General features: G+C 55.8%; 17 protein-coding genes. 11 read left to right on the plus strand and 6 right to left on the minus strand.

The window, feature by feature from the left end; translation table 11 throughout:
- Positions 1 to 3: 3 nt before the first annotated feature.
- From ACZ3HG_RS16985 to hofC, 6 genes are all read left to right on the plus strand, one after another.
- Positions 4 to 402 (plus strand): tautomerase family protein, encoded by a 399-nt coding sequence (locus tag ACZ3HG_RS16985; RefSeq protein WP_191934132.1) that lies wholly within the window; start codon positions 4 to 6, stop codon positions 400 to 402.
- Positions 399 to 944, plus strand: a complete 546-nt coding sequence (locus tag ACZ3HG_RS16990; protein ID WP_191934133.1) for a DUF4865 family protein — start codon at positions 399 to 401, stop codon at positions 942 to 944. The genes ACZ3HG_RS16985 and ACZ3HG_RS16990 overlap by 4 nt, the downstream gene beginning before the upstream one ends.
- 80 nt (positions 945 to 1,024) lie before the next feature.
- Entirely contained in the window at positions 1,025 to 1,915 is an 891-nt protein-coding gene (gene nadC, locus ACZ3HG_RS16995; RefSeq protein ID WP_191936151.1) for a carboxylating nicotinate-nucleotide diphosphorylase, read from the plus strand.
- Positions 1,916 to 2,156: 241 nt separating this feature from the next.
- Positions 2,157 to 2,600: a prepilin peptidase-dependent pilin gene (gene ppdD, locus ACZ3HG_RS17000; protein WP_191936150.1), complete on the plus strand. Its 444-nt coding sequence runs from the start codon at positions 2,157 to 2,159 to the stop codon at positions 2,598 to 2,600.
- Positions 2,597 to 3,997 (plus strand): type II secretion system protein GspE, encoded by a 1,401-nt coding sequence (gene gspE, locus ACZ3HG_RS17005; RefSeq protein WP_191936149.1) that lies wholly within the window; start codon positions 2,597 to 2,599, stop codon positions 3,995 to 3,997. Before ppdD ends, gspE begins: the two co-directional genes overlap by 4 nt.
- Positions 3,990 to 5,189: a protein transport protein HofC gene (hofC, locus tag ACZ3HG_RS17010; protein ID WP_465333507.1), complete on the plus strand. Its 1,200-nt coding sequence runs from the start codon at positions 3,990 to 3,992 to the stop codon at positions 5,187 to 5,189. The genes gspE and hofC overlap by 8 nt, the downstream gene beginning before the upstream one ends.
- 34 nt (positions 5,190 to 5,223) lie before the next feature.
- Here the strand turns inward: hofC and ACZ3HG_RS17015 are convergent, their stop codons facing one another.
- Complete coding sequence (locus ACZ3HG_RS17015; RefSeq protein ID WP_191934138.1) at positions 5,224 to 6,264, minus strand: GMP reductase; 1,041 nt, start codon at positions 6,262 to 6,264, stop codon at positions 5,224 to 5,226.
- Between the two features lie 248 nt (positions 6,265 to 6,512).
- Between ACZ3HG_RS17015 and coaE the strand changes: the two genes are divergently transcribed.
- Genes coaE through yacG form a run of 3 tightly spaced genes read left to right on the plus strand, consistent with a single transcriptional unit; the run spans position 6,513 to position 8,086 of the window.
- Positions 6,513 to 7,124 (plus strand): dephospho-CoA kinase, encoded by a 612-nt coding sequence (gene coaE, locus ACZ3HG_RS17020; RefSeq protein WP_062747268.1) that lies wholly within the window; start codon positions 6,513 to 6,515, stop codon positions 7,122 to 7,124.
- A gap of 4 nt (positions 7,125 to 7,128) precedes the next feature.
- Positions 7,129 to 7,872, plus strand: coding sequence for a cell division protein ZapD (gene zapD, locus ACZ3HG_RS17025; protein WP_191934139.1), 744 nt, complete (start codon positions 7,129 to 7,131; stop codon positions 7,870 to 7,872).
- Positions 7,873 to 7,882: 10 nt separating this feature from the next.
- Positions 7,883 to 8,086 (plus strand): DNA gyrase inhibitor YacG, encoded by a 204-nt coding sequence (gene yacG / locus ACZ3HG_RS17030; protein ID WP_191934140.1) that lies wholly within the window; start codon positions 7,883 to 7,885, stop codon positions 8,084 to 8,086.
- Between the two features lie 12 nt (positions 8,087 to 8,098).
- Here the strand turns inward: yacG and mutT are convergent, their stop codons facing one another.
- On the minus strand, positions 8,099 to 8,488 hold the full coding sequence (gene mutT, locus ACZ3HG_RS17035; RefSeq protein ID WP_191934374.1) for an 8-oxo-dGTP diphosphatase MutT: 390 nt from the start codon (positions 8,486 to 8,488) through the stop codon (positions 8,099 to 8,101).
- 204 nt (positions 8,489 to 8,692) lie between these two features.
- On the opposite strand from mutT, the gene ACZ3HG_RS17040 reads away from it, so the two are divergent.
- Positions 8,693 to 9,475 (plus strand): prepilin peptidase, encoded by a 783-nt coding sequence (locus ACZ3HG_RS17040; protein ID WP_465333510.1) that lies wholly within the window; start codon positions 8,693 to 8,695, stop codon positions 9,473 to 9,475.
- A 48-nt stretch (positions 9,476 to 9,523) separates the two neighbouring features.
- On the opposite strand, the gene secA is transcribed toward ACZ3HG_RS17040, so the two are convergent.
- Together secA and secM are read right to left on the minus strand one after the other, a co-directional pair.
- Positions 9,524 to 12,229: a preprotein translocase subunit SecA gene (gene secA / locus ACZ3HG_RS17045; protein ID WP_191934142.1), complete on the minus strand. Its 2,706-nt coding sequence runs from the start codon at positions 12,227 to 12,229 to the stop codon at positions 9,524 to 9,526.
- A 72-nt stretch (positions 12,230 to 12,301) separates the two neighbouring features.
- Positions 12,302 to 12,808 (minus strand): secA translation cis-regulator SecM, encoded by a 507-nt coding sequence (gene secM, locus ACZ3HG_RS17050; protein WP_191934143.1) that lies wholly within the window; start codon positions 12,806 to 12,808, stop codon positions 12,302 to 12,304.
- Positions 12,809 to 12,829: 21 nt separating this feature from the next.
- Here secM and ACZ3HG_RS17055 point away from each other — a divergent pair, with 21 nt between their 5' ends.
- The gene (locus tag ACZ3HG_RS17055) at positions 12,830 to 13,345 is read left to right on the plus strand and encodes a DUF721 domain-containing protein (protein WP_191934144.1); all 516 of its coding nucleotides are present in this window, start codon (positions 12,830 to 12,832) and stop codon (positions 13,343 to 13,345) included.
- An 8-nt stretch (positions 13,346 to 13,353) separates the two neighbouring features.
- Here ACZ3HG_RS17055 and lpxC read toward each other — a convergent pair whose 3' ends face one another.
- Together lpxC and ftsZ are read right to left on the minus strand one after the other, a co-directional pair.
- Positions 13,354 to 14,271, minus strand: coding sequence for a UDP-3-O-acyl-N-acetylglucosamine deacetylase (gene lpxC / locus ACZ3HG_RS17060; protein ID WP_062747283.1), 918 nt, complete (start codon positions 14,269 to 14,271; stop codon positions 13,354 to 13,356).
- Positions 14,272 to 14,374: 103 nt separating this feature from the next.
- The gene (gene ftsZ, locus ACZ3HG_RS17065) at positions 14,375 to 15,529 is read right to left on the minus strand and encodes a cell division protein FtsZ (protein WP_062747285.1); all 1,155 of its coding nucleotides are present in this window, start codon (positions 15,527 to 15,529) and stop codon (positions 14,375 to 14,377) included.
- Positions 15,530 to 15,614: the final 85 nt, after the last annotated feature.

Genomic DNA, 15,614 nt, shown 5'->3' on the forward strand with positions numbered 1-15,614 from the left:
CTTATGCCATTTACCCGGATTGCCCTGCCCGGGGGCACCACGCCCCCTTTCAAACAGGCGCTGTCAGAGATCCTGCACCGTACGCTGGTGGATTTTTTCGACGTACCGCCGGATGACTGCTTTCAACTGCTGGACGAATATGCGCCAGACCAGCGGGTGTATCCACGCCACTATCTTGGCGGCCCGCGATCTGAGGGATTTGTCTGGTTTCATATCACCGCAGGCAGGCCCAGAACGGTGGAGCAAAAACAGCAGTTTTATCATCACCTGGCACATCGACTCTCCGGCGAGCTGGCGATACGCCCGGAAGATGTGATGGTCACACTGAGTTTTACCCAGCCTGAGGACTGGTCTTTCGCCAGCGGTAACGCTTTTCACTGGCCAGCGGAGAACACATTATGATCGCCATGCAATATCGTTTCCGCCTGCCACATGACTATGACATGGCAATCATCACCACCCGTATCGGCGAAAATGGTCACCGGCTTGATGGTTTCCCTGGCCTGCTTCTGAAAGCCTATTGCTACGCTGATTATGGCAGCCCACAACATTCTCCCGAGCCGCTGTATGCGCCTTTTTACCTCTGGCAGGACAGTGAGAGTATGACGCGCTTTCTCACCAGCAGTGCGTTTCAGCGGCTGACTCAGGATTATGGCTGGCCGCAGATTGACAGCTGGCTGGTCCTGCACTACCAACCGGCATCGGCACTGGCGAACGCCGGTTTTGCCAGGCGTATTATTACCCCCATATCCCCCTATACAGATCTCACACGTTACCGCCCAGAGATCGAAGAACAGGCAGCCTCAGTCAGTCAGATCCTTGCATGGGATGTACAAACCTGGCGGCATTTAACCTTTCAGATAAGCCCGCGGCCGTTGAGTGACGTGAATGCCGCAGAATGCTACCGGGTGGGACACATCTCGCTGCCGCTACACATCGTGTAATCCGGCGGCGGTCGCTGGCATGGGCGGTATAAACACGCTAGCATGTCAGCCTCTGTTATCCGACCTTTCGGAGTTTGATCATGACATCCCGCCGTTACGATCCGGACAGCCGTCGCGCTGAATTAATGGGCCGTATTGAGGACGATATTCCGCCTGGCGTCGCCCAGGCACTGCGTGAAGACCTGGGGGGTGAAATTGACCTTTGCCAGGACATCACCGCCAGTCTGCTGTCTGCCGACACCGCCTCTCACGCCGTAGTCATCACGCGTGAACCGGGTATTTTCTGCGGTAAGCGCTGGGTGGAGGAAGTGTTTATTCAACTGGGGGACAAAGTGCAGATTGTCTGGCACGTTGATGACGGTGATACGATCGCTGCCGATCAGACGCTGTTTGAGGTCAACGGCCCTGCCCCGGTGATCCTCACCGCTGAACGTACCGCACTGAACTTTGTCCAGACGCTCTCTGGCGTGGCAACGGAAGTCAGCCGCTATGTCGCCCTGCTGGAAGGCACCCGTACACAGCTGCTGGATACGCGTAAAACCCTGCCAGGGCTGCGTACGGCACTGAAATACGCGGTACTGTGCGGCGGCGGGGCCAACCACCGTCTGGGTCTTTCGGATGCGTTTCTGATTAAAGAAAACCACATCATCGCCTGCGGTTCTATCGCCAAAGCCGTCGAAAAAGCCTTCTGGCTGCGCCCTGACGTCCCCGTAGAGGTGGAAGTCGAGTCGCTGGATGAACTGGAGCAGGCGCTGCAGGCCGGTGCAGACATCGTGATGCTGGACAACTTCACCGTCGGGCAGATGCGTGAAGCGGTGAAAATCAGCGACGGCCGGGCATTGCTGGAAGTCTCGGGAAATGTCACCGATCAAACACTGCGTACCTTTGCCGAAACCGGTGTGGATTATATTTCCGTCGGTGCCCTGACCAAACATGTGCATGCCCTCGATCTGTCGATGCGCTTTCGCTAAGGGTAACGCCGCGTAGCAGACATCGCGTCAGTCAACGTCCCCGTTTTACCTCAGGCCAGCCAGATACGCTGGCCTTTTTTTTGTCCGCGCGGTGCTTTTGCGGGGTGGCTTCCAGCCCTGACGGTACCCATGCAACACAGCAACACACTTTACGACGTGCCTCTGAACAACGCGGTCTGACGCTGGCCGGAGGTTTCCCGCTGAAGTAGGGTACCTGCCTCAATACACAAGGAGGTTTGTTATGATCCACCAGCGGGGCTTTACCCTGATCGAACTGATGATCGTCATCGCTATTATTGCCATTCTCAGCGCCATTGGGCTGCCTGCTTATCAGGGCTATCTGCAAAAAGCAGCGCTCACCGATATGCTCCAGACGGCGATGCCGTTTAAAACCGCCGTCGAACTGTGCGCGATAGAGCGTGGGGGCAGTGGAAACTGTAGTGCCGGCAGTAACGGGGTTCCTGCTGAACGGACCTCGCGCTATGTTTCTGCACTGACCGCAAATGCAGGGGTGATTACGCTTACCGGCCAGGAAAGCCTGCTGGGTTTAAGCGTTAAACTCACACCGCAGTGGGATAGCAGCGATGGGCAGATAAGCTGGCAGCGCAGTTGTACCAGTGGAAACGTCAGCCTGAAGGAAGCCTGTCAGGAGGTATTCCGTTTCGATGAGGAACAGATACCATGACCGCAGAGACTCAGCGTGCGATAGAAATCATCTGCCAGCAGCACGGGGCTATTATCATCGACTACAGCGCACAGCGGCTGCGTATTGCCACGGCGGAAACGCCCACTCATGAGATGATGGCAGCCCTGCGCTTTACTACCCACAGCACCATTGATGTTGAGTGCTGGCCACAGGCACGCATAGAGCAGTTTACCCGCGAACATGCCTCTTCCGTGCAGGGTTCGACGGAAAACCAGCAAGAATCCGCGGGATCGGCTGTAGACAAAATTGATATGCTGCTCACCCAGGCGCTGCAGAAACGCGCATCGGATATTCATATTGAGCCACAGGAAGCGGGGCTTCGTGTTCGCCTGCGCGTCGACGGCGTTCTGCAGCGCCTGCCTGTGGCGGGCCAGGATAATAGCGCTCCGCTGGTCGCCCGGTTAAAGATCCTCGCGGGGTTGGATATTGCTGAACGCAGGGTGCCGCAGGATGGTCAGTTCTCCCTGTTGCTTAACGGCGTCAGCGAGTCGTTTCGTCTGTCTACGTTGCCGACACGTTTCGGTGAGAAAGCCGTCGTACGGCTGCTGCAAAGTGATACCCAGGCTATCGCCCTGGAAAATCTTGGCATGCCAGCCCATCATTTGAAGCGCTACCGTGAAGCACTGTCCCGGCCGCAGGGCATGATTCTGGTGACCGGCCCCACCGGCAGCGGCAAGACGTTCACGCTGTACAGTGGTCTGAGCTGGCTGAATGCCATCACGCGAAATGTGTGCAGCGTAGAGGACCCAATCGAGATCCCTCTGCCAGGCATTAATCAGACTCAAATTCATCCCCGGGCAGGCCTGGATTTTCACCGGGTCCTGCGTGCGCTGCTGCGCCAGGATCCAGACGTAATCATGATTGGAGAGATACGTGATGGGGAAACCGCTGAGATTGCGGTTAAAGCAGCCCAGACCGGACATCTGGTGCTCTCCACCCTGCATACGAATTCCACGACGGAAACACTGGTACGTATGGGACAGATGGGTGTTCCGGGCTATCTGCTGGCCTCCGCGCTGAAACTGGTCATTGCACAACGTCTGGTACGCAGGCTTTGTCCCCACTGCCGTCAGCCTGCCGATGCCACGGCCCATTTTCCTCCGTCTGTCTGGCCCGGGACCGTACAGAACTGGCGCGCGGTAGGTTGTGAACACTGCTTTTCGGGCTTCTATGGACGCCTGCCCCTGTTTGAACTGCTGCCGATCGATGCCAGGTTACAGAATGCTCTGGCAAGATCGGCTCATCCGGAAGAACTGGCAAATATTGCCCGCCAGCAGGGGCTGAATTCCCTGTTTGTTGAGGGGCTGCACTGCGTCAATCGTGGTGACACCACCCTGGAAGAGCTGACACGGGTCGCAGGAGAAAGTCATGAGTAAACGTTCTCTTTATCGCTGGCAGGCGGTTGACGATGAGGGCGGACTCCATCAGGGATACCGCTTTGCCGCCAGCCCGCTGCAGATTGCCAGTGATCTGGCGGCGGCCAGTCAGCTACCGCTGAAGATCTCGCACGACCGCCGCTACGCCCCACGGCACTGGAAATGGGCGCATAAAACGGCCTTTGTGCGCCAGTTATCCACCTTGCTAAAGGCGGGAATGTCCCTGTCAGGGTGCTTACAGCTGCTGGCTGAGGATCACCCTGAACCGGGCTGGCAGGCGCTGCTTTCCGGCCTGCAACACAGCATCTCGGCTGGCACACCCTTTTCAGAAGCGTTAACGCACTGGCCTGACGTCTTTCCGCCGCTGTATCCGGCACTGATTCATATCGGCGAACTGACCGGTGAGCTGGACGAGTGCTGCCTGCAGCTGGCCAATCAGCAGGAGCGTCAGCACCAGTTGCAGATGAAGGTGAAAAAAGCCCTGCGCTACCCCCTGTTTATTCTCGTAGTGGCACTGCTGGTCAGTCTGGGGATGCTGGTCTTTGTTCTGCCTGAGTTCGTCGCTATCTACAAGACGTTTAATGCTCCCCTTCCCGCCTTTACCGCCGCTGTTATCGCTTTTTCACAGCTTCTGCAACAGCAGGCACTGATGATGATCGTCAGTGTTGCCGTTGCAGCACTCATCTGGAGGCACCGTCGCAGGACGTCTCTGCGCTGGCAGCGCGTGGGACAGCGTTTACTGCTTCGTTTGCCCCTGGTCTCGACGCTTTGTCAGGGCAGCCTGTTAAGCCAGATTTTTACCACTCTGTCTCTGACACAGCGGGCTGGACTGACATTACTTCAGAGCCTGCAGGCCGTGGAAAAGACACTGTCACCGCTGATCTGGCGTGAGGCTATTGGCGAATTACAGCGCCACATTGAGGCAGGTCATCCCCTGCATCAGGCCCTGAAATCTCATGCGTTGTTTACGCCTCTTTGCTACCAGTTAGTGAAGGTGGGTGAAGAGTCTGGTTCGCTGGATACGCTGCTGTTCAGGCTGGCGAACTGGCATGAACAACGCACCCACCAGCTGGCAGATACGCTCGCGGCGGCGCTGGAACCGCTGATGATGGTGGTGATTGGGGGGATTGTCGGTACGCTGGTGGTGGCCATGTATCTGCCCGTATTTCGCCTGGGGGATGCGCTGGGGTAGACATGCCCCGCCCGACGGGGCGGGGCTGGCCGGTTTAGCGGTTAAAAACGCGGTTTTCCTGCTCGTTAACGCGGATAAACGTTGTGCGCTTGGTCAGCTCTTTCAACCTTTCGGCACCCACATAGGTACAGGCTGAACGCAGCCCTCCCAGGATATCCAGAGCGGTGAGTTCGACCGGCCCCCGCACCGGCAGCTTAACGGTTTTCCCCTCCGCTGCCCGGTACTGTGCCACACCGCCAACATGACGTTTCATTGCTGACTCTGAGCTCATGCCATAGAACAGCATAAATTTTTCGCCCTGTTCTTCGACGACCGTGCCCTCACATTCATCGTGAGCCGCCAGCATCCCGCCGAGCATGACAAAATCAGCACCGCCGCCGAAGGCTTTTGCAACATCGCCAGGTACCGAGCAGCCGCCATCGCTGACAATCTGGCCGCCAAGACCGTGTGCCGCATCTGCACACTCAATCACGGCGGACAGTTGCGGATAGCCCACGCCGGTTTTCACTCGGGTAGTGCAGACCGACCCCGGCCCGATGCCCACTTTGACAATATCGGCCCCGGAGAGGATCAGTTCCTCCACCATTTCCCCGGTCACCACGTTACCGGCACAGATAGTTTTACCCGGGCAGGCTTCGCGGGCACGCCGCAGAAAGGCGACAAAGTGCTCGGAGTAACCGTTCGCCACGTCAATGCAGATAAAGTTCAGCGCCGGGGACAGCGCCAGAATCTGCTGCAGCTTGAGGAAGTCAGCCTCAGAGGTTCCGGTAGACACCATCACATGCTGAAGCACCTCCGGCGTGGAACGCTCAACGAACGCCCGCCACTGCTCAACGCTGTAATGTTTATGCACTGCGGTGAGAATATCGAACGAGGCCAGCGCCTGCGCCATGCTGAAGGTACCGACGGTGTCCATATTCGCCGCAATAATGGGTACGCCAGACCAGGCGATGCCTGAATGCTTGAAGGTAAACTGACGCTCCAGCTCAACCTGAGAACGGCTTTGCAGCGTGGAACGCTTTGGCCGGATTAGAACATCTTTGAAGCCCAACTTAATATCTTCTTCGATACGCATAACAAATTTCCTGGTTGATGGCGTTGATGCAGTGACGCACCTGACGAGCTACGCTTGTTGTCACAAGCTGAGTGCCAGCTCCAGTGACGCTATCATACGCGCTAAAAACGCGCCGACAAGACTGCGAAATTGACTTTAATTACGTTACAATCTGATAAATTTATCTGTGAATTTGTCTTGTGACCTGTATCGCAAAACGGTGTATACGGCGTAAACGCAGTTCATCAAGGCACTGAGAGTTGAGTCCTATGCGCTATATCGTGGCGCTGACCGGTGGTATCGGCAGCGGGAAAAGCACCATTGCAAATGCCTTTGCCGGGCTGGGTGTGGATGTTGTCGATGCCGATGTCATCGCTCGCCAGGTCGTTGAAAAGGGACAACCCGTTCTGGACGTCATCCATGCCCGCTACGGCGATGAGGTTCTGCATCCGGATGGCGCGTTAAACCGGGCCGTTCTGCGCCAGAAAATCTTCAGTTCACCGCAGGAAAAGCGCTGGATTGATAATTTGTTACATCCGCTTATCCACGCCGCAACCCAACAGCAGTTAGCATTAAGCCGATCGGCATGGTGTTTGTGGGTCGTCCCCCTGCTGGTTGAAAATAACTTACAGCATCTTGCTGACCGGGTACTGGTCGTCGATGTTGACCGGGAAACACAGCTGAACCGCACCATGCGTCGTGACAATATCAGTCGCGAACAGGCGGAAAATATTCTTGCGGCGCAGGCGACGCGCGAAGCGCGCCTGGCAGTAGCAGATGACATTATTGATAACGGCGGATCGCCTGAAACGGTGATCGCCCACGTTGCCGCCCTCCATCAGCGTTATCTGGCGCTGGCGGCGGCAGCCTATCGGGATTAACTGTATGAGCACAACCGTTCTCTTTGAGCACCCTCTGAATGAAAAAATGCGCACCTGGCTGCGTATTGAATTTTTACTTAAGCAGCTGACGGCCAGTCAGAAAATCGTCGATCACCTTAGTGCCCTGACCTTTTTTCGCAATGCCGCAGAACTGCTGGATGTCTTTGAACGAGGTGAACTGCGCACGGAGATATTAAAAGAGCTGGAACGCCAGCAGCAAAAACTGCTGGGCTGGGCAGACGTTCCCGGCGTTGATATGTCACGCATTAATCTGCTGCGTGGCGAACTCAAGCAGTGTGGCGCTGCGTTAATGGCCGCCCCCCGTACGGGCCAGGTTCTGCGGGAAGAGCGCATGATCGGTCTGGTCCGCCAGCGTCTGAGTATCCCGGGCGGATGCTGTAGTTTCGATCTGCCGACGCTGCACATCTGGTTGCATATTGACCAGTCGCTGCGTGATCAGCAGGTCACCACATGGATAAATTCGTTAGCCCCGATACAGGATGCGCTGACAATCATTCTCGATCTGATTCGGCAGTCAGGGATCTTCCGCAACCACACCAGCCTGAATGGCTTCTTCCAGGATAATGCGGAAGGTGCAGATCTGCTGCGGATGCAGCTCCGACTGGATGATGCACTCTACCCACAGATTTCCGGCCATAAGAGCCGCTATGCCATCCGTTTTCTGCCGCTGGACAGCGAGCGCGGTGAGGTACCTGCCCGCTTCGATTTCGAGCTGGCCTGTTGTTAAGGGAAAAGTTATGAATGATGTCACCGTAGTGAACTGTCCGACCTGCCGCAAACAGGTCATCTGGGATGAACTGAGCACCTGGCGGCCCTTCTGCAGCAAGCGCTGCCAGCTGATCGACCTTGGAGAGTGGGCCGCTGAGGAGAAACGCATCCCCAGCAGCGGCGATCAGACCGACAGCGATGAATGGAGCGAACAGCCTTTCGATCGCGAGTAGACTCGCTGGCGCTTAAGCGCTGGCTTTCAGACGGGCAACGATTTCGACGTTGGCAGGGGGAAACTCTTCCGCCTGCAACTCCCGCTGGGGAACCCAGCGCTGAGGTTGCCCTTCACGCCCGTACGGTTCCCCCTTCCAGCGGTCGACGATAAAAAAATGCAGCGTGACGCGCAGATCGTCATAGGTATGATCCACCGTATCATAGGGGGTCGCGTTGACGACTTCGATACCCGTTTCCTCCAGCAACTCACGCTTCAATGCCTGCTCGGGTGTTTCGTCTGCTTCCATCTTGCCCCCCGGGAACTCCCAGCGGTTCGCCATGTACGAACTGGCGGAACGCTGCGCTAAAAAAATGTCACCGTCCCGGCGAATAATCCCTACGGCCACTTGCAGATGTTTCATCATATCCTCACTTCACTGACGTATTTTCCCGCCACTATTCCAGCCTTGTCTGTCAATGACAAGGTGTTATCAGCGCAAGACTGGAAAGATCGAGCCTCGCCGCATCGCTGAAATGTAACGTGATGCAAATGCGAACTCCCCTGCTCCGCTATCTGCCTGCGGCGCTATAGTCGCCATAGTGTAGATAAAGGGGAGTGACAGAGTATGGATGCTGAATCGGAATGGATTTACCGGACGTTAATGGGCTTGTGCGGACTCTGCGTGGGTAGCCTGCTTAACGTCATTGTTTACCGCGTGCCGCTAATTTTACAGAGAAATGCCCCGCGCCGCGTCAGCCTGTGGTTCCCCGGTTCGTTCTGCCCCCGATGTGGAAAAACGCTAACACCGGGCGACAACATACCGCTGGTGAGCTGGATAGCATTACAGGGATGCTGTCGCTGGTGTCGGGAGCCCATATCGTGGCGATATCCTGCCACGGAAGCCATAACCATGCTGCTGACGCTGCTGACGGCCTCTCTCCTGCCTGCCGGACCGTTGCTGGCGGCAGCGCTACTGCTGGGCTGGTGGCTGCTGACTCTGGCGCTTATCGACGGCCTGCACTTTCTGCTGCCAGACTGTCTCACGCTTTCGCTGCTGTGGCTGGGCCTGCTCTGTCATCTCGCTAGCATCGTGCCTTCGGTCACTCTGGCACAGGGCGTGGCCGGTGCCGCAACAGGTTATAGCGTCTTCAGGGGGCTGGCGGGGATCTATAAATCACTGTCCGGTAAAGAGGGGTTGGGGAGAGGTGATGCGAAGCTGCTGGCGGCGGGCGGTGTATGGCTGGGCTGGCAGGCTCTCCCCGCCGTGCTGTTGCTGGCGTCATTGGGGGGATTGATGACGTTTACAGTGGCACGTCTCTGGCTCAGGCGGCCCCTCTCTGCCCCGGCTCCCTTTGGTCCGGCTCTGTCCATCGCCATCTGGCTGGTGTTTATCTGGCAAAACCGATAAAAAAAGGGCCGGAGGATCTCCGGCCCTGATGCAGATATCGGTGGCTGATTACGCCAGGCGACCGTGGCACTGCTTGTATTTTTTACCTGAACCACACGGGCAGAGATCGTTGCGGCCCACTTTACGCTCACCGGTTTGCGAGGAAAGAGACGCTGCAGCTTCCGTTTCTGCATCGACGTGGCTCAATTGCTGCTGCTGCGCCAGGTGCTCTGCTTCCAGACGGCGCTGTTCTTCCATCTGTTCAATTTCTTCCGGCATGCGCACCTGCACCTTGCTCAGGGTGCTGATCACTTCATACTTCAGTGATTCCAGCATGGCGGCAAACATGGCGAAGGACTCGCGCTTATACTCCTGCTTAGGATCCTTCTGCGCATAACCGCGCAGATGAATGCCCTGACGCAGATAATCCATCGCGGCCAGGTGCTCTTTCCACAGGGAGTCCAGCGTCTGCAGCATGACGCCCTTCTCGAAGTTGCGCATCATTTCCACGCCAACCACTTCTTCTTTACGCTGATACTGCTGTTTCGCCTCATCCATAATGCGGTCACGCAGCGTCTCTTCATGCAGATCGGGCTCTTTATCCAGCCACTCTTTAATCGGCAGGTTGAGGTCGAAATCATTGCTCAGGCGTTCCTGCAGCCCTTCAACATCCCACATTTCTTCCAGTGACTGCGGTGGAATGTAGCTGTCGATAGTCGCCTTGAAAACGTCATCGCGAATACTGGCGATGGTTTCTGACACGTCAGATACGTCCAGCAGCTCATTACGCTGTGAATAAATCGCGCGGCGCTGATCGCTGGCCACGTCATCATACTCCAGCAACTGCTTACGAATATCGAAGTTACGGCTTTCCACTTTACGCTGCGCGTTGGCAATCGCCTTGGTCACCCACGGATGCTCAATCGCTTCGCCCGGCTTCATACCCAGCTTACGCATCATATTGGTGACACGATCCGAGGCAAAAATACGCATCAGCGCATCTTCCATTGACAGGTAGAAGCGGGATGAACCGTTATCCCCCTGACGCCCAGAACGGCCGCGCAGCTGGTTATCGATACGGCGTGATTCATGACGCTCCGTACCGATGATATGCAAACCACCGGAAGCCAGTACGGCATCGTGGCGGATCTTCCACGCGCTTTTGATCGCGTCGATCTGTTCAGCGGTCGGGTTTTCAATCGCAGCAATCTCTGACTGCCAGCTACCACCGAGCACGATATCCGTACCACGACCCGCCATGTTGGTAGCGATAGTCACGGCGGAAGGCTGACCCGCCTGCGAGACGATATCCGCCTCACGGGCGTGGAATTTGGCGTTCAGTACTTCGTGTCTGATGCCAGCCTTCGTCAGCTCCTCGGATACCACTTCTGATTTTTCAATCGAAATGGTACCGACCAGAACGGGCTGGCCATTAGCGGTACGCTCACGGATATCTTCGATGATCGCGCCGATCTTCTCCATTTCCGTCATATAGACCAGATCAGGCAGATCCTTACGCACCATCGGACGGTTGGTCGGCACTACGATAGTGTCCAGCTTGTAGATAGAGCTGAACTCAAATGCTTCCGTGTCAGCCGTACCGGTCATCCCGGCCAGTTTGTTATACAGACGGAAGTAGTTCTGGAAAGTGATCGAGGCCAGCGTCTGGTTCTCGTTCTGGATTTCCACGCCCTCTTTCGCCTCTACGGCCTGGTGCAGGCCATCAGACCAGCGACGGCCCTGCATGGTACGGCCGGTATGTTCGTCAACGATGATCACTTCACCGTCTTTCACGATGTAGTCCACATCACGCGTAAACAGCACGTGTGCGCGCAGCGCCGCCGTCACATGGTGCATCATCATGATGTTGCCCGGCGAGTAGAGGGACTCTCCTTCCGCCATAATGCCTTCGCTGACCATCAGTTCTTCAACGGCAACCAGGCCGCGTTCGGTCAGGTGAACCTGGCGAGATTTCTCATCCACCGAGAAGTGGCCTTCACCCTGGAAGCTGTCGGAATCTTCTTTTTCCTGACGGATCAGGTTCGGGATGATTTTGTTGACCTGGATATACAGCTCAGAGCTGTCTTCTGCCGGGCCGGAGATGATCAGTGGCGTACGGGCCTCATCGATCAGAATGGAGTCAACCTCATCCACCAGCGCATAATTCAGCTTGCGCTGTACGCGGTCTTCCGGGCTGAACGCCATGTTGTCGCGCAGGTAGTCAAAGCCGTATTCATTATTGGTGCCGTAGGTGATATCAGCAGCATACGCGGCGCGCTTTGCCGGTGCTGGCATGCCCGGCAGGTTGATACCAATGCTCAGACCAAGGAACTCAAACAGCGCGCGGTTATTTTCCGCATCACGCTGGGCCAGGTAGTCATTGACGGTCACCACGTGTACCCCCTGGCCGCTCAACGCATTGAGGTAAGCCGGCAGGGTCGCCGTCAGGGTTTTACCTTCACCGGTACGCATTTCTGCGATGCAGCGATCGTTCAGCACCATACCACCCAGCAGCTGCACGTCGAAGTGACGCATGCCGAATACGCGTTTGCTGGCCTCACGCACCGTGGCAAACGCCTCCGGGATCAGGCTTTCCAGCTCTTCGCCTTTTTCAAGGCGCGCGCGGAACTCAACGGTTTTCGCTTTCAGCTCATCGTCAGACAGCTTCTCGAAATCCGGCTCCATCTTGTTGATCGTTTCAACAGTCTTACGCATACGGCGCAGCGTGCGGTCATTACTGCTACCAAAAACTTTGGTTAATATTTTAGTTAACATAATAAATAATTTCTCTATGCCACCGCCTTGAACGATGGACGCTTAATGTTTGATTTTAAACAGACGCTATTGTTATGAATTAAGAGACGAGAAAGGTCCGGCACGAATGCCCTGAACCTGAGCCAGCCAAAGGCCGGTTTGATGACGGGGAGCGGCTTCAACCTGACGTTGCGCCGTATAGCGAATAATGACCGGCGGTTTCGCCTCGTGGGTCAGCAGCGCATTCAGCGTGTCCAGCAAGGCCAGCTTGTGCGCCTGAAGCGGCTGTTCAGCCACGGCTGCGGGTGAAGCCGAGGGAGTCAGCGTGAAGGACAGGTGACGAATGACCGTGCGGATGGCGTGCTGATGCCAGTAATCTACGCTAAATGATGAACGTCGGGCGGAGTCAATAAGGGCAAGGCTGTCGAAGCGCGCAGCGGTGCCAATATCCAGGCTTCGTGACGAGGTTTCTGCTAAGGTAGTGCGATCGTGCGCTGACGCGTGAGGCAGGCCAAGACTCGCCGCGACCATCCCCAAAAGGAGATGCGGCCAGAAATAGCGTCTGCCAAATTGTCGCCAACGATTAAGAATACCGATCACTGTGTTCCGCCGGAGCTTGTTATGCGAGATAGTCGCCCACAATCAATTGAAAGTTTTTTCGATATGGCTCAGGAGCAGAGCGTACTGCAAAACGTGCAGCAGCGTGCTATTGCCCTGAATAAACTGAATCGCGCAGTACAGGGGGTTATTCCTGCTCAGCTGCATCCCTGGTGCCGTGTGGCAAACTTCCGTCAGGGGATTCTGGTCATCGAAACGGCTAACGCCAGCTGGTTGATGCGCTTACGCTACGAACAATCCAGCCTGCTGTCAGCTTTACGTGCGCAAATATTACCATCATTGACGTCAATCGACATCAGGATAAATCCTTCGCTGGCTGCAAAAGGGCAGGAATCTGTGCAAGAAAACAGCACTCGAGCAAAAGACGCAGAGAAACCGCCGTTAAGACAGATCAGTGAGCAAAGTGCAGAGATTTTACGGAGTGTCGCGAGCCAGAGCCCGGAAAAACTGAAGAAGATATTAGAACGACTGGCCTCACTGGCCGGAGAGGGTACCAGCTCAACCAGTCGTAATAAGTAGGTTCAGGCTTACGCCAGAACCAGATTGGGTGCCTTGAATTTCACCGGGAGCGCAGCTTCGTCTTCAAACGTTGCCCATTCCCAGGCTTCCTGTTTCGCCAGAACAGCCTGTAACAGCTTGTTGTTCAGCGCATGACCCGATTTGAATGCGGTAAACGCACCAATGATGTTGTGGCCACACATATACAGGTCACCGATAGCATCCAGCATTTTGTGACGAACGAATTCATCTTCAAAACGCAGGCCATCTTCGTTCAGCACGCGGTAGTCATCTACCACGATAGCACAGTCAAAGCTGCCACCCAGGCACAGGCCACGGGACTGCAACGCTTCGATGTCGCGCATAAAGCCAAACGTACGGGCGCGGCTGATCTGGCGCGCAAAGGCTTCGGCAGAGAAGTCCATGCTGTAGCGCTGAGAGCTTGAGTCGATTGCCGGATGGTTAAAATCAATGGTGAAGTCCAAAGTAAAACCATTATGCGGCGAAAGCTCTGCCCATTTGTCGCCATCTTCAACCCGGACAGGCTGTTTGATGCGCACAAATTTCTTCGCGCTGTTCAGCTCTTCAATACCAGCATCCATCAGCAGATAAATAAAGGGTGCGGCGCTGCCATCCATAATCGGAATTTCAGGCGCGTTCACTTCCACCACGATATTATCGATGCCGAGACCCGCAAGGGCAGCATTCAGGTGTTCAACTGTTGAAATACGTACGTCATGCTCATTAACCAGGCAAGTACAGAGCATGGTATCACGCACGGATTTGGCATCAGCCGGGAAATCAACCGGTGGATTCAAGTCAGTGCGACGATAGATGACCCCGGTATTAGCCGGCGCAGGGCGTAACGTCAGCGTGACTTTTTTGCCGGTGTGTAAACCGACGCCAGTCGTCTGAACAATACGTTTTAAAGTCCGTTGTTTGATCATCGCATTATCTCGCAAAAATTAGCCATCCGACCATCAGTTTACTCCACTGACGGGCGAATACTTTAACACAAAGAGCGAAGAATCCCAATTTCTCGGGTTATTCTTAGTCTGCCTGCTTACGCAGGAAGGCCGGAATATCCAGATAGTCAGGCTCTTTGTTCGTTTGTGCACCCGGATCGTTCACCACTTTCGCCGCCGGTTTTTGCTCCTGCGGCAGCGGTGCCATACCGTGCTGCTGATAACGATTGTCCATCAACGGCTGCGTGGTCTGCTTGCTGGTCACCAGGGTGATCTCAGGACGCTTATCCATGCCGATACCGGTTGCCACGACGGTGACGCGCAGTTCGTCATTCATTTCCGGATCCAGTGAGGTACCGATAACCACAGTCGCGTTATCGGAAGCAAACGCACGGATAGTGTTACCCACGGTTTCAAACTCATCCAGACGCAGGTCGAAGCCGGCAGTGATGTTCACCAGTACGCCGCGCGCGCCGGACAGGTCGATATCTTCCAGCAGCGGGCTGGAGATGGCCATTTCAGCCGCTTCTTCAGCACGATCTTCACCGCAGGCCACACCGGAGCCCATCATCGCGTAGCCCATTTCAGACATCACGGTGCGCACGTCAGCAAAGTCGACGTTCATCAGACCCGGACGGGTGATCAGCTCAGCGATACCCTGCACGGCGCCTTTCAACACGTCGTTCGCTGCGCCGAATGCGTCCAGCAGTGAGATACCGCGACCCAGCACTTTCAGCAGCTTGTCATTTGGTATAGTGATCAGTGAGTCAACGTGCTTAGACAGCTCGGCGATACCCTGCTCAGCAAATGCCATGCGCTTCTTGCCTTCAAAGTTGAAAGGCTTTGTCACCACGGCAACGGTCAGAATACCCAGTTCTTTGGCGACTTCAGCCACCACGGGCGCTGCACCCGTTCCGGTACCGCCCCCCATACCTGCGGCGATAAATACCATGTCTGCACCTTCCAGTGCCTGGCGCAGTGCTTCACGATCTTCTTCAGCAGAGTTTCGGCCCACTTCCGGGTTTGCACCCGCGCCGAGGCCTTTAGTAATGCCATTACCGATCTGAATGGTCTGGCCCACTGCTGTTTTGCGCAGTGCCTGAGCATCGGTGTTTACCGCGAAGAACTCAACGCCTTCGATACGCTCACGCACCATGTGCTCAACGGCGTTACCGCCGCCGCCACCGACGCCGATGACTTTAATCACCGCGTCATTGGTTAATTCCATAGGTTCAAACATAATTTCTCTCCGTTATGTGCCTGTTCGCCTGGAGATCACTAATAACGATACCCGCAACGTAAATTTGCTTAGGTATAGCATGATC

The organism is Erwinia sp. PME.40.26/001, from assembly GCF_055556675.1.